At 73.4% G+C, this 12,420-nt stretch carries 15 protein-coding genes, 1 tRNA gene and 1 other RNA gene; 7 read left to right on the plus strand and 10 right to left on the minus strand.

Annotated elements, in window-relative coordinates; genetic code table 11:
* Positions 1-13 precede the first annotated feature (13 nt).
* Entirely contained in the window at positions 14-298 is a 285-nt protein-coding gene (locus tag E3Z34_RS15300) for a hypothetical protein (RefSeq protein WP_134774295.1), read from the minus strand.
* Positions 295-570: a hypothetical protein gene (locus E3Z34_RS15305; RefSeq protein WP_134774296.1), complete on the minus strand. Its 276-nt coding sequence runs from the start codon at positions 568-570 to the stop codon at positions 295-297. Before E3Z34_RS15305 ends, E3Z34_RS15300 begins: the two co-directional genes overlap by 4 nt.
* A 263-nt stretch (positions 571-833) precedes the next feature.
* Between E3Z34_RS15305 and E3Z34_RS15310 the strand changes: the two genes are divergently transcribed.
* Entirely contained in the window at positions 834-1,433 is a 600-nt protein-coding gene (locus E3Z34_RS15310) for an NAD(P)H-binding protein (RefSeq protein WP_238695515.1), read from the plus strand.
* On the opposite strand, the gene E3Z34_RS15315 is transcribed toward E3Z34_RS15310, so the two are convergent.
* Entirely contained in the window at positions 1,430-1,795 is a 366-nt protein-coding gene (locus E3Z34_RS15315) for a sterol carrier family protein (protein ID WP_134774298.1), read from the minus strand. The two genes, E3Z34_RS15310 and E3Z34_RS15315, sit on opposite strands and share 4 nt — an antisense overlap.
* A gap of 17 nt (positions 1,796-1,812) precedes the next feature.
* Entirely contained in the window at positions 1,813-3,048 is a 1,236-nt protein-coding gene (locus E3Z34_RS15320; RefSeq protein ID WP_134774299.1) for an arginine deiminase, read from the minus strand.
* Between the two features lie 92 nt (positions 3,049-3,140).
* On the opposite strand from E3Z34_RS15320, the gene E3Z34_RS15325 reads away from it, so the two are divergent.
* Positions 3,141-4,190 carry a zinc-dependent alcohol dehydrogenase family protein gene (locus E3Z34_RS15325; protein ID WP_134774300.1) on the plus strand — a complete coding sequence of 350 codons (1,050 nt, stop codon included), beginning with the start codon at positions 3,141-3,143 and terminating at the stop codon, positions 4,188-4,190.
* 32 nt (positions 4,191-4,222) lie between these two features.
* Here the strand turns inward: E3Z34_RS15325 and ffs are convergent.
* The 3 genes from ffs to E3Z34_RS15340 form a co-directional block, all read right to left on the minus strand.
* Positions 4,223-4,317: signal recognition particle sRNA small type (gene ffs, locus E3Z34_RS15330), an RNA gene on the minus strand.
* Between the two features lie 17 nt (positions 4,318-4,334).
* On the minus strand, positions 4,335-5,012 hold the full coding sequence (locus E3Z34_RS15335; protein ID WP_134774301.1) for a hypothetical protein: 678 nt from the start codon (positions 5,010-5,012) through the stop codon (positions 4,335-4,337).
* 16 nt (positions 5,013-5,028) lie between these two features.
* A complete protein-coding gene (locus E3Z34_RS15340) occupies positions 5,029-6,456 on the minus strand; it encodes a selenium-binding protein SBP56-related protein (protein ID WP_134774302.1) in 1,428 nt (475 codons plus the stop codon).
* 142 nt (positions 6,457-6,598) lie between these two features.
* On the opposite strand from E3Z34_RS15340, the gene E3Z34_RS15345 reads away from it, so the two are divergent.
* Positions 6,599-6,686 (plus strand) — tRNA-Ser (locus tag E3Z34_RS15345).
* Between the two features lie 51 nt (positions 6,687-6,737).
* Here E3Z34_RS15345 and E3Z34_RS15350 read toward each other — a convergent pair.
* Entirely contained in the window at positions 6,738-8,309 is a 1,572-nt protein-coding gene (locus tag E3Z34_RS15350) for a helicase HerA-like domain-containing protein (protein WP_134774303.1), read from the minus strand.
* A gap of 24 nt (positions 8,310-8,333) precedes the next feature.
* Here E3Z34_RS15350 and E3Z34_RS15355 point away from each other — a divergent pair, with 24 nt between their 5' ends.
* From E3Z34_RS15355 to E3Z34_RS15365, 3 genes are read left to right on the plus strand one after another with little or no spacing between them, the layout of a single operon-like run.
* Entirely contained in the window at positions 8,334-8,645 is a 312-nt protein-coding gene (locus E3Z34_RS15355) for a type II toxin-antitoxin system VapB family antitoxin (protein WP_134774304.1), read from the plus strand.
* Positions 8,646-8,696: 51 nt separating this feature from the next.
* The gene (locus E3Z34_RS15360; RefSeq protein ID WP_134774305.1) at positions 8,697-9,197 is read left to right on the plus strand and encodes a LytR C-terminal domain-containing protein; all 501 of its coding nucleotides are present in this window, start codon (positions 8,697-8,699) and stop codon (positions 9,195-9,197) included.
* Positions 9,197-9,679: an SRPBCC family protein gene (locus E3Z34_RS15365; protein ID WP_134774306.1), complete on the plus strand. Its 483-nt coding sequence runs from the start codon at positions 9,197-9,199 to the stop codon at positions 9,677-9,679. The genes E3Z34_RS15360 and E3Z34_RS15365 overlap by 1 nt, the downstream gene beginning before the upstream one ends.
* Positions 9,680-9,697: 18 nt before the next feature.
* On the opposite strand, the gene E3Z34_RS15370 is transcribed toward E3Z34_RS15365, so the two are convergent.
* Positions 9,698-10,273: a DUF2231 domain-containing protein gene (locus tag E3Z34_RS15370; RefSeq protein ID WP_134774307.1), complete on the minus strand. Its 576-nt coding sequence runs from the start codon at positions 10,271-10,273 to the stop codon at positions 9,698-9,700.
* Positions 10,274-10,418: 145 nt separating this feature from the next.
* Positions 10,419-11,873, minus strand: a complete 1,455-nt coding sequence (locus E3Z34_RS15375; RefSeq protein WP_134774308.1) for a phytoene desaturase family protein — start codon at positions 11,871-11,873, stop codon at positions 10,419-10,421.
* Positions 11,874-11,944: 71 nt separating this feature from the next.
* Between E3Z34_RS15375 and E3Z34_RS15380 the strand changes: the two genes are divergently transcribed.
* A complete protein-coding gene (locus E3Z34_RS15380; protein ID WP_134774309.1) occupies positions 11,945-12,403 on the plus strand; it encodes a GNAT family N-acetyltransferase in 459 nt (152 codons plus the stop codon).
* Positions 12,404-12,420: the final 17 nt, after the last annotated feature.

Raw genomic sequence — 12,420 nt, forward strand, 5'->3', positions numbered from 1 at the left:
GGCGGGGCCCCGGCTAGCGCAGGGTGGGGTGCTCGTGGCGCCAGTCGACCACGAGGTAGACGACGGCACCCAGCAGGACCCCGAGCGCGGCGAAGAGCACCCCGAGCAGCACCACCTGCTGCAGGATGCTGCTCATGGGCGTCTCCGCCCCGAAGATCGCCAGTCCCGCCCCGACGAGGAAACCGAGCACCGCCCCCGAGACCAGGTAGGGCGGCAGGTGGGGCGCGGGGCGTCCCGGGCCCGGGGCCTGCGGACGCGACGGCCCGGACCCCGGCCGGCCCCCGGGCCGGGGGCTCACCGCTGGTCCGGTGTGCTCAGGCGGTCGGCGACGAGGTAGGCGATCGAGCCCAGGAACCCGCCCAGGACGGCCCCGATCGTGGCGAGCAGGATGACCTCCTGGAGGGCCGAGCTGCCCGGGGCGTCCGGGCCGAGGTAGCCGACCAGACCGCCCACGACCAGGCCGAGGACGACACCGGCCACGAGGAAGCTCTGCAGCCGCGGCCGGCGGCGGTAGGGCAGGTGCTGGGGCCCGGCGGCCGGGATGGTCTCCATGTCGTCCTTGCGTGCCACCTCGTCAGTATGACGCCGCCCCCTCCGGCGGGCGAGCCCACGGCGCAGGTGTGTGCCCGAGGTCACCTGCCGCGACCCTTGCCGCCCGTGAGCCCGCCGGAGCACAGTGGAGGCAGGCCCTGGAGGCCGTCCAGGGCCAGGGACCCTGCCGTCGGAGGGGGGAAGGAGGCCGGGATGATCCTCGTCTGCGGCGCCACCGGTGACCTCGGAGGGCGCGTCGTGCAGCAGGTGACCTCCGGGAGCCGGCCAGCCTGGACCGCGCGCTGGCGGGCGTCGACACGGTCGTGACGACCGCCAACGCGATCGGCCGGTTGCTCGCCGGCCCGACCGACCTGTCCATCGACGCCGTCGACCGCGACGGCAACGCCAACCTGGTGCACGCCGCGGAGCGGGCGGGGGTGCGCCGCTTCGTCTTCGTGTCGGCCGCCGGCGGGGAGGGTATGGCGCGCAGCGCGCCGTTCGCGGCCGCGAAGCACGCCACCGAGGAGCTCCTGCGGTCCTCGTCCCTCCCTGCGGTGATCGTCCGTGCGGAGATGTTCCAGGAGGTCTTGGCCGGCCGGCTGGGTGGCTTCGACGCCGAGGCCGGACGCGCCCAGATCTTCGGCCGCGGCCGCACCCCGCACCGCTACGTCGCCGTCGACGACGTCGCCGCCCTGACCGCCCACCTGGCGGTGGCGCCCGATCCGCCGGCCGTCGTGGAGGTCGGCGGTCCGGAGGCCGGGATGGCGCTGCACGGCGACACCGAGGAGTTTGCCACCACCGACGCACCGCTGCGGGAGGCCGGGATCGAGCCGCGGCCGGTGAGCGCCTACGTGCGCTCGGAGGTGTCCCGGCTCGTGCCCGCCCGCGGGGCCGGCGGCTAGAGCAACGGCAGGTGCGCGGACAGGTCCGCCCGGATGCCGGAGCGGCGGACCGCCCCCGAGCCCTCGGCCTCGTGCCAGGTGAGCCCACCCGTCGCGAGCGCCAGCCAGGTCCCGGCGTCGGTCTCCACCACGTTCGTCGGCGTACCCCGCGTGTGGCGGGGACCCTCGATGCACTGCACCGCACCGAAGGGCGGAACGCGCACCTCGACCGACCGGCCGGGTGCGCGGGCCGCCAGCTCCTCCAGCGTGTAGCGCACCGCGGTGGCGGTGGTCTGGCGCGGGAGGTCCGCGCCGTCGGCAGCCACCCACGCGGCGAGGGCCTGCGCACCCGCGGCGGGGTCGACGCGGCGACGTGGCGGCATACCGACCGGTCCCTGCCTCAGTCCAGCGGGTCGCGCTCGATAGGGCACGACATGCAGCGCGGCCCGCCGCGTCCGCGGCCCAGCTCCCCGCCGCTGATCTCCAGCACCTCGACGCCCTGACCGCGGAGGTAGTCGTTGGTCACGGTGTTGCGCTCGTAGCCCACGACCACCCCCGGCTCCAGCGCCAGGACGTTGCAGCCGTCGTCCCACTGCTCCCGGGCGGCGGCCCGCGGGTCCTGCTCGGCGGCGAGGACCCGCAGCGAGCTCAGCCCGAGTGCGTGCGCCAGGACCTTGTCCATGTCCTCCGGCTCGTGCCGCTCCACCAGGATGTCGAGCTCCCCGTCCACCACCTCGCCGGCCGTCATGGTCCACGACGGCAGCTGCGGGAGGCCGGAGTAGCGGGTGAAGGTCTCCTGGTCGATCATCGTCATCACGGTGTCCAGGTGCATGACGGCGCGGGCCTTGGGCATGTCCAGGGCCATCACCGTGCTGATCCCGCCCGAGGCCAGCAGCCGCTGCGCCAGCCGCTCGACGCCCATCGCCGAGGTGCGCTCGGACAGGCCGACGAGGACGACGCCGTTGCCGAGCACGAGGATGTCGCCGCCCTCGGCGGTGGCCGGGCCGTCGTCGATGCCGTGGGCCCACCAGTTCATGCCCGACTCCGCGAACATGGGGTGGAAGCGGTAGATGGCGTCGTAGTGGACGGTCTCGCGGCGCCGCGCCTTCTTGTGCATGGAGTTGACGGCGACGCCGTCGTTGACCCAGGCGGAGGTGTCCCGGGTGAAGAGGTGGTTGGGCAGCGGCGCGAGGACCGAGTCGTGCTCGTCCAGCTGCTCGATGAGCAGGGAGTGGGTGACGGGGACCCGCTCCAGGACCTCCTTCTTGGTGATCCCCCCGATGAGGTGGCGGGTCAGCGTGCCGTCGTCCATCTCCTCGAACATCGCCCGCAGCTCGGCCGCGGCCAGCGGGCCGACGTGCCGCACGTCCAGGCTGTGGTCGAGGACGTGCTCGCGCGCCTGCGGTGCGGCGAGCGTCTCGCGCAGCAGCTGGTCGAAGTGGTGCACCACCACCCCGCGCTCCTCCATGACCCGGACGAAGTGGTCGTGCTCCCGCTGCGCCTGCTCGACCCAGAGGATCTCGTCGAAGAGGTAGCGCTCCTTGTTGTCGGGCGTGAGCCGGTGCATCTCGAGCCCTGGGCGGTGGACGATCACCTGGCGCAGGCGGCCGACCTCGGAGCTGACCTGGTACGGCATACGCGGGTCCTTTCGCACGATCTCGCAGCGGCCCGGAGGGCGACGCCGGGGCGGGCCCATCGTCGCACGACCGGCGCTGTCAGGATGGGGGGATGCGAGCAACGATGATCCACGGCACCCGCGACGTCCGGCTCGAGGCGGTCGCCGACCCCAGGGTGCTGCGACCGACGGACGCCCTCGTCCGCGTCTCCGCCAGCTGCGTCTGCGGCTCGGACCTGTGGCCCTACCGGGGGATCAACCCCGTGGAGTCGCCCCGCCCCATCGGCCACGAGTTCGTCGGGATCGTCGAGGAGGTCGGCGCCGACGTGCGGACGGTGCGGCCGGGCCAGTTCGTCATCGCCCCGTTCGTCTACTCCTGCGGGGAGTGCGCCCACTGCCGGTACGGCGTGCACACCTCCTGCGTCCGGGGCGGCCGCGGCTGGGGCGGGCCGGACGGCGACGGCGAGCCGACCCCCGCCTGCCAGGGCGAGATGGTCCGGGTGCCCTACGCCGACGGCACGCTGGTCCCGACCCCGGAGGTCCCCGGGGAGGGCCAGCTCGCCTCGATGCTGGCCCTTTCCGACGTCATGGGCACCGGCTGGCACTGCGCGGTCTCGGCCGGGGTGCAGGAGGGCGAGACGGTCGTCGTCGTCGGTGACGGCGCCGTCGGCCTGTCGGCCGTGCTGTCGGCGGCCCGGCTCGGCGCCGGGCGCGTCATCGCGATGTCCCGGCACGAGACGCGGCAGGCGGTGGCGCGCGAGTTCGGCGCCACCGACGTCGTGGCCGAGCGTGGCGAGGAGGGCGCCGAGCGCGTCCTGGAGCTGACCGACGGGGTGGGGGCCGACCGGGTGCTGGAGTGCGTCGGCACCGGCGACTCGATGACGCAGGCCTTCGCCTGCGCCCGGCCCGGGGGGTCCGTCGGCTTCGTCGGCGTCCCGCACGGGGTGGAGGTCCCGGTGTCCGACATGTTCCGGCGCAACGTCCGGCTCGCCGGCGGCGTCGCCCCGGTGCGGCGCTACCTGCCCCGGCTGCGCGACGAGGTCCTGGCCGGCGAGATCGACCCCGGCCGCGTCTTCGACCTCACCCTGCCGCTGGCCGAGGTCGCCGAGGCCTACGCCGCGATGGACGAACGGCGCGCCATCAAGGTCATGCTCCGGCCCTGAGTGCCGGGGCGGGGACGCGGGGACCCGGGGCGTGAAGAACCCCTCGCGCACCTGGAAGAGCTCACCTGCCCTTGCTGCATTCCTGCCCTGGGGGAGTTCAGTGAGGTACCACCGCACGAGGGGTCCGGGGGCCAGTCTAGGCCCTCAGCCGAGCCCGATCCAAGCCGCGGCCACCCCCAGGCCCGCCACGACGAAGGCGAAGGCCCACACGCGGTCCAGGTTGACCCAGTGGGTGCGCAGGATGCGGACCCCCACGGTCTGGTAGACGAGCAGGGCCACGGTCCCCGCGGCCAGGGCCATGCCCAGGGCGTGCACGAGCGCGACCACCGCCGCGGAGGTGAGGTCGCCCGACAGCGCCCCGGCGACGGAGTGCTCGTGCGAGCTGGTCGTGTGCAGCAGCACGGGCGCGAGCATCAGACCGGCGCCGGTGACCGTCGACATGAGGAAGGACCACCAGGCGAGCTGCCACGGGCGTAACCGCATACCGACCCAGCGGAAGTGGCGGGGCCGCAGCAGCAGCACCAGCCCGAAGGCGAGCAGGGCCGCGGAGACGACGCCCATGGCCACGCTCCGGGTGACCTGCCCGGCGAAGAGCGTGATGACGAGCGCGGAGGGCAGGACGGAGGCCTCGTGCCCGACGACGATCCAGGCCAGGGAGCGCAGGATCGCCCGCCGGCTCTTCTCCTGCAGCCCGAAGGACAGTGCGAAGAGCCAGCCCATGGCGGGGTTGACGCCGTGGAAGAGGCCGAGACCGACGGAGGCGAGGAGGGCGGCCAGGTCGAGGCCGCCGCCCGACCCGTGGCCGGCGTGGGTGAGCAGCACGTCGTGGGTGCGCCCGTCAGCTGAAGCAGTAGGAGTCGCTCGAGGCGTCGCCGCCCTCCAGGTGCGTCTGGTGCACCCGGTTGCCGCGGAAGTCCGCCCCGTGGGGGAAGAAGCGCTCGTCCAGCCGCATCCCGCCGTTCTCGGTGTCGACGTGCGCGAGCGCCATCCACGCGCCCACACCCTCGGGGTAGAAGTCGTCGTCCCAGGCGCCGTAGAGCGAGTTGGTCCAGTAGACCCGCTTGCCGTCCCGGGACAGCTCCACCATCTGCGGGGCCCCCAGGAGGGGCAGGTCCGGGGCCGCCGGGTGGGAGGCGCGGGCCATGATGCCGCCGAGCTGCACCTCGCCGACCTTGACCGGGTGCATCGGGTCGGACACGTCGAGCTGGAGAGCCCGGCCGGTGCCGAAGCAGGAGACGTAGAGGAAGCGGTCGTCCACCGACAGGTCGATGTCCGTCACCAGCGGCGGCACCGCCTTGAAGGGGCGCAGGATCTCCGGGAGCCGGTCGACGTCCTCCTCGGCCACCGGCTCGGCGGGGATGTCGAAGACCTTGGAGATGGTGAAGTCCCCGTCGCCCTCCCGCCTCCAGCACCAGATGGAGGCCGACAGGTCCTCCAGGGACAGCACGACGCCGATGAAGCCGTACTGCTGGTCCGGGTCGTGGGCAGGGCGCAGCTCGAGGGCCATCTGGTACTGAGGACCCAGGTCCAGGGCCTGCAGGTGCTTGCGGGTCGCCAGGTCGAAGATGTGCACGGTGTGGCCGTACCTGCCGGCGAGCAGGTCCTCGACGTGCACGCCGTTCTCGATCTGGCGGGGGGTGCCCCACTCGCTGGCGATGAGCCGGTCGTGGTTGATGTGCCACCAGAAGTCGTAGGCGAGGTACTGCGGCCCGCGGTCCTTCTCCCACGTCCCCTTCACCTCGAAGGTGTCGTGGTCGAGCAGCGCGATCCCACCCGGCCCCTCGTCCCCCTCGGCCGCCCCGAGGTTGGTGATGTAGATGCCCTCGGGGCCGCAGTGGGCGGTGTGCGGACGGGAGTAGCCGGACTTCGCCTTGTACTCCTCCGGCTCGATGATCTTGGCGATCCGCGGGTTGCGCGGGTCGTCCTTGACGTCGACGAAGTGGATGCGGCTGGAGCGCAGCCCCATCATGAGCAGGTAGCGGCGCTCCACGTGGGGGTGCGGGTTGTTGGGGCACAGCGCCGAGGAGCAGGCGTTCCACCCGTGGTGGTGCAGCTCGTCGCCGTAGTTGGGCATCTCGCACCAGCCCACCACCTGGCCGTAGTCGTCGGCCTCGGGGTCCACGCTCACCACCGCCAGCGCGTCCTTGTTGGGCTCCCCCTCACCGCGCCAGAAGGTGGCGACGAAGGCGTGCCGCTCCGGAGGCGCCTCGGCCGCCAGCTCGGGCGAGGGGTAGAAGGTGGGGTCGGGCTTCCAGGTGCGGGCCATGCTGGCGTCCCATCAGGTCAAGGTATGGGTGTTCTAACAGCAGGTGATTATGCCACCCTCGACGGGCACCGGGGAACGGTGGGCGCCGGGGCGGTCGCTCGCTGATTTCGGGGCCGGGCGCGGCTCGGGTATCCTTTCCGGCGGAGGATTCGCATAGTGGCCTAGTGCGCACGATTGGAAATCGTGTTGGGATAAAACCCTCGGGGGTTCAAATCCCCCATCCTCCGCCACACGACGAAGGCCCCCGACCAGCGGTCGGGGGCCTTCGGCGTACGAGGGGGTCAGCGACGGCGCCGCGTCCCGAAGAGCGAGCGGGAGATCTCGCGGCCGATCACGGTGCCGGCCGAGCGCAGCATCGACTTGAAGGCCGTCGACTGCACGACCTGCCCGACGACGCCCCCGCGGTCCTCCTGGGTGCGGCGCGAGCGACCACCGTCCCCGCCGGCCGGCGCCTCCGCCTCCGCCCGCTCCTGCTCCTCGACCGCCTTGGCCGCGGCCTCCATCTGGGCCCGCAGCATCTCGTAGGCCGACTCGCGGTCCACCGCCTCGGCATACCTGCCAGCCAGCGGGGAGGCGGAGACCACCTGCTGCAGGACCTCCTCGGACGACGGGCCGATCTGACCCTGCGGGGCCCGCAGGTAGGTGCGCGCGACGGGGGTCGGGGCGCCGTCCTCGGACAGCACGGTGACGATGGCCTCACCGGTGCGCAGGGAGGTGAGCACCTCGGCGAGGTCGTACTCGCTGGTCGGGAAGGTCGCGACCGTGGCGCGCAGCGCCTTGGCGTCGTTGGGGGTGTGGGCGCGCAGGGCGTGCTGCACCCGGTTGCCGAGCTGGGCGAGCACCGAGTCCGGCACGTCTTTCGGGGTCTGGGTGACGAAGAAGACGCCGACACCCTTGGAACGGATGAGCCGCACCGCCTGCTCGACGGACTCGAGGAAGGCGTCCGAGGCGTCGTCGAAGAGCAGGTGGGCCTCGTCGAAGAAGAAGACGAGCTTGGGCTTGTCCGGGTTGCCGACCTCGGGGAGGTCCTGGAAGAGCTCGGCGAGCAGCCACATGAGGAAGGTGGAGAACAGCACCGGCTTGTCCTGCACCCCGGGCAGCTCCAGCAGCGAGATGACGCCCTTGCCGTCGGCGGTGGTGCGGAGCAGGTCCTGGGTCTCGAACTCCGGCTCGCCGAAGAAGGCGTCGCCCCCGGCCGCGGACAGTCCGACCAGCTCGCGCAGGATGACCCCGGCCGTGGACTTCGCCAGGCCGCCGAGGTCCTTCAGGTCGGCCTTGCCCTCCTCGGAGACGAGGTGCTGGATGACCGCCTGGAGGTCCTTGAGGTCCAGCAGGGCCAGGCCGCGCTGGTCGGCCCAGTGGAAGACCAGGCCCAGGCTGGACTCCTGGGTCTTGTTCAGCCGCAGCACCTTCGACAGCAGGGTGGGCCCGAAGGAGGTGATGGTCGCCCGGACCGGGCTGCCGGCCCCGTGGCCTCCGAGGTTGAACACCTCGACCGGGTATGCGGTGCCGGTCCACTCCTGCTGCAGCTGCCCCATCCGCTCCTCGACCTTGGGGTGGCCTCCCGCTGCGGTCGCCAGCCCCGTGAGGTCGCCCTTGATGTCGGCGAGGAAGACGGGGACCCCGGCGTCGGAGAGCTGCTCGGCCAGGACCTGCAGCGTGACGGTCTTGCCGGTGCCGGTCGCCCCCGCGACCAGACCGTGCCGGTTCATCGAGCCCAGCGGCAGACGGACGACGGCGTCAGGCACCACCGCCTCGCCGTCCACGGCCCCGCCGAGCACGATGCTCGGGGAGGTGAAGGCGTAGCCCTCGCGGATGAGGCCGATCTGATCGCTGCCGCTCTGCTCGCTCACGGTCTAGACAATAGACTGCGCCGCATGATCTTCAAGGGTGTGGGCGAGGACCGCCCCTACCCTCCGCACGGCCTGGACGATCCGGCCGACTGGGCGCACCTCGCCCCCCGCATGGTCCGGCTGGACGAGCTGGTCACCACCCGCGCCGTGCTCGACCTGCGCGCGCTGCTGTCCCAGGACTCCACCTTCTACGGCGACATCTTCTGCCACGTCGTGAAGTGGCAGGGCACGCTCTACCTGGAGGACGGCCTGCACCGGGCGCTGCGGGCCGCGCTCCAGGGCCGACCCGCGGTGCACGGGCGTGTCCTGGACCTGGACACCCGCAGCGGTCGCTAGTCTGCACGGTCGGAGAGGAGTCCACCCGTGGGATACGTGCGCACTGCCGGTATGTCGACGGTCGCCCGCAGAGCGCGCCGTCGGGCCGCCCTGGTCATCACCGGGCTGCTCCTCGCGCTCGCGGTGGCGCTCCTGCTGTCCGTCGCGACCGTCCAGGGCTGGTTCGGCCTGGGCCAGGGCGAGGGTGAGGACGCCGCCGCCACCACCGCCTCCGCCGTGCCGCCCCCGGCGCTCACCCCGGCCCAGGTCACGGTGGACGTCCTGAATGGCACGAGCACCTCGGGCCTCGCGGGCCGCACCGCCGAGGCCCTGCGCACCCGCGGGTTCGACGTGGGGTCGGTCGACAACGCCGACGGGGTCGAGGGGGTCGGGATCGTCCGGCACGGCCCCGAGGGCCAGGAGGCCGCCGAGCTGCTGGAGACCACCGTGGGCCAGGACCTGGAGCTGGTGCTGGAGCCCGAGCGCGAGGGCAGCGAGATCATCCTCGTCCTCGGCCCGGGGTGGACCGAGCTGCCCACCGCCGACGACGCCGTCAGCACGGACGGCCGCTGATGACCGAGGTCCACGAGGTCACCGTGGCCCGTCGGGTCGACGCCTCCCCCGCGGCCGTCTGGGAGGTCCTCACCGACCTCGAGGTGGCGGCCGAGCGCCTGACGCAGGTGGTGGAGCTGGAGATCCTCACCCCCGGCCCCTACGAGGTGGGCACCCGGTGGCGCGAGACCCGCCGGATGCTCGGCCGGTCCGAGACCCAGGAGATGACGGTCGTCGAGAACGACCCGGAGCGACGCACCGTCACCGAGGCCGTCGACACCGGCACCCGCTACCGCACCGAGATCGGGCTCGCCCCGCTGGACGGGGGCAGGTCGACCCAGCTGTCCATCCGGTTCCTCGCCTGGGCCACGGGTGACCCCAGCAGGCTGCAACGGCTGGCGCTCACCGTCGTCGGACCGCTCGCGCGGACCCTGACGGAGAAGACGCTGCGCACCGAGCTCGACGACATCGCCGCGGCGGCCCAGGCCATCGACCGACGCTGACGTCGGGCGATCCGCGGGTCAGGTGGTCTCCGCGTCGTCGATCTGCGGGTCGTGGCTGCCGACCTTCATGCCGATCGACAGGTGGCCCCCGAGGTAGGCGCCGAAGCCGCCGACGGTCAGGGCACCGGCGCTGAGCACACGTCCCAGCCCGTGCCGGTCGCTGCGGCGGGCGAGCCACGACGCGAGGTTGAGGCCCAGGGCGATGTTGTTGGCCACGGCGTGCACGCTGGCGACCCGCTGCGCCCGGCGGCCCAGACCGGCATACTCGGCCAGCCCGGTGACCGCCGTCGGCAGGTAGGCCGCGTTGCCCAGGGCGACGAGGCGCTGGCTCGCGGGCCGCATCTGCGGGCCGCCCGTCCAGTCCAGCAGGGCGGCGCTGATCCACGCGCCCAGCGGGATGTCGGTCAGGACCGGGTGGACGGCGTGGCCCATCGTCCCCGAGCGGAGCAGCGAGGCGCGGGTCGGGTCCGCGACCAGCCGGTCGGCGGCGTGCCCCAGCTGGTCGGCGAGCCCGTCCAGACCCTGCGCGGACTCGATCCGGTCGGTGAGGCCCGTCATCGGTGAGCGGTCGGGGGAGCTGCGGTGCATCGACATACCTGCAGGGTAGGACCGCACCGGCCGCCCTGCGCCCCGGAACGGCCCACCCGGCCACGCCGCCGCCCCCGCGCGACGCCACGGGGTCCGGGCCAGCGTGGTGCCCTGCTAGCTCACCATGACCGAGCGCGGTCGGTCGCGGCGCTCAGCCTCGCGGTGACAGGTCCGGCTCGTCCCTGATCCCGAAGTCGTGACGGAGCGCCGAGAGCGCCGCGCGCCACCCGGGGACGCCGTGCACACCGGGACCGGGCGGAGTGGCGGAGGAGCACAGGTAGACGCCCCTCGCGGGGGTCCGCCACGGGTCGAGCGACAGGGTCGGCCGTGCCACCAGCTGTCGGACCCCTACGTCACCGACCGCGATGTCCCCGCCCACGTAGTTGGGGTTGTAGGCCTCCAGGTCCGCGGCCGACAGCGCTGTCGCGTGGAGCACGACGTCGCGGAAGCCGGGGGCGAACTCCTCGATCCGCCGGGTGATCGCCTCGGTCGGGTCGAGGGTCGAGCCGTGAGGGACGTGCGTGTAGGCCCACAGGACGTGCTTGCCCTCCGGCGCCCGGGAGGGGTCGAAGCTCGTGGGCTGGGACACCAGGGCGAACGGCTTGGTCGGGTGCTCGCCGCGCGCGATCGCGGCCTCCGCGGCCGCCATCTGGCTGCGGGGCCCGCCCAGGTGGATCGTGCCCGCCCGGCCCAGCCGGGGATCCTTCCACGGGACGGGCCCGGACAGGGCGAAGTCGACCTTGGCCGCCGCCCCGCCGTAGCGGAAGCGGCGCAGCGCCCGCAGGTAGCGCGCGGGCAGCCGCTCCCCCGCGATCCGGGCCAGCGCCCGCGGGCTGACGTCGAGGATGACCACGTCCGGGTCGCCGAGCTCGTCCAGCGTCGTCACCTCGTGGCCCGTGACGATCTCGGCTCCGTGGGCCCGGGCGTCGTCGGCCATCGCGTCCACGATCGACTGGCTGCCACCCACCGGGATCGGCCAGCCGCCGACGTGGGCGGTCGCGGCCAGCATCATGCCCGCGGCGGCCCATCCCACGCCGGGCATGGGTTGGATCGGGTGCGCCATGGCGCCGGTGAGCAGCGCCGGGGCCTCCTCGGTCTCCCAGCGGTGGCCCCAGAGCGGGGAGCCCTGCTCCAGCACGGGCAGCCCGATCCGCAGCAGGCCCCAGGGCCGCAGCGGGGGTCGGAGCGGGGTGTCCGAGACGAGCCGGCTCATCAGCCCGGGTCGGTCGACGAAGGGGCGCAGCAGCGTCCGGAAGGCTTCGCCGTCCGCCCCGAGCCCGTCCGCGGTACGGCCCAGGTCGCGGAAGGCCTGGACCACCCGGTCGGCGTCGAGCCCGTGGGCGTAGGGGACCTCGGGGTCGACGAAGGCGATCCGGTCCCGCAGGCCGAAGCGGTCGAAGAAGGGGGAGGCGTAGGCCATCGGGTGCACGGCGGAGCAGATGTCGTGACGGAAGCCGGGCAGCGTCACCTCCGCCGTGCGGGCACCGCCCCCGACCGACCCCATACGCTCGATCACCCGCACCGGCACCCCCGCCCGGGCGAGCGTCACCGCCGCGGCCAGCCCGTTGGGGCCCGCACCGACGACGACCGCTCCACCATCACCCACCCGCCCGAGTATGGCAATCCTCGCCCCGGGCGTCCCGGTGAAGCCGGGGTGCGTGTGGCAGGCTCGGCGGCGTGCGCTGGACCTGTTCCCCCGACTCCTGCGACCCCGAGGCGGCCGAGCGGCTCCTGGCGACGGTGCCGGAGTGGTTCGGCCTGCCCGAGGCCAACGCCGACTACATCGCGGCCGCCAGCAGCAAGGAGACGTGGACGGTACGGGACGAGGAGGGCACGGTCGTCGGCCTGACGCTGGTCGACCGGCACTTCCCGCACGTGGCGGAGCTCCACCTCATGGTCGTCGACCGCGCCCACCACGGGCAGGGCGTCGGGACCGCCATGGTGCGGGCCGTGGAGGACGACGCCCGCGCACGGGGGGTCCGGCTGCTCCAGGTGAAGACCCTCGGCGCCTCCCACCGCGACGCCGGGTATGCGCGGACCCGCCACTTCTACGAGCGCGTCGGCTTCCTGCCGCTCGAGGAGACCGACCTGTGGGGCGAGGACAACCCGTGCCTGTTCATGGTGAAACCGCTGTGAGGGCCGCCCGACCCCGG

Origin of the sequence: Ornithinimicrobium flavum, assembly GCF_004526345.1 — a bacterium.
Taxonomy (GTDB): Bacteria; Actinomycetota; Actinomycetes; order Actinomycetales; family Dermatophilaceae; genus Ornithinicoccus; species Ornithinicoccus flavus.

Excerpts from the sequence above, each read along its gene's own strand:
- E3Z34_RS15315 (WP_134774298.1), bottom strand. The coding sequence starts at position 1,795 with ATGCCGCCACGTCGCCGCGTCGACCCCGCCGCGGGTGCGCAGGCCCTC.
- E3Z34_RS15320 (WP_134774299.1), bottom strand. The coding sequence starts at position 3,048 with ATGCCGTACCAGGTCAGCTCCGAGGTCGGCCGCCTGCGCCAGGTGATC.
- E3Z34_RS15325 (WP_134774300.1), top strand. The coding sequence starts at position 3,141 with ATGCGAGCAACGATGATCCACGGCACCCGCGACGTCCGGCTCGAGGCG.
- E3Z34_RS15340 (WP_134774302.1), bottom strand. The coding sequence starts at position 6,456 with ATGGCCCGCACCTGGAAGCCCGACCCCACCTTCTACCCCTCGCCCGAG.
- E3Z34_RS15355 (WP_134774304.1), top strand. The coding sequence starts at position 8,334 with ATGATCTTCAAGGGTGTGGGCGAGGACCGCCCCTACCCTCCGCACGGC.
- E3Z34_RS15360 (WP_134774305.1), top strand. The coding sequence starts at position 8,697 with ATGTCGACGGTCGCCCGCAGAGCGCGCCGTCGGGCCGCCCTGGTCATC.
- E3Z34_RS15365 (WP_134774306.1), top strand. The coding sequence starts at position 9,197 with ATGACCGAGGTCCACGAGGTCACCGTGGCCCGTCGGGTCGACGCCTCC.
- E3Z34_RS15370 (WP_134774307.1), bottom strand. The coding sequence starts at position 10,273 with ATGTCGATGCACCGCAGCTCCCCCGACCGCTCACCGATGACGGGCCTC.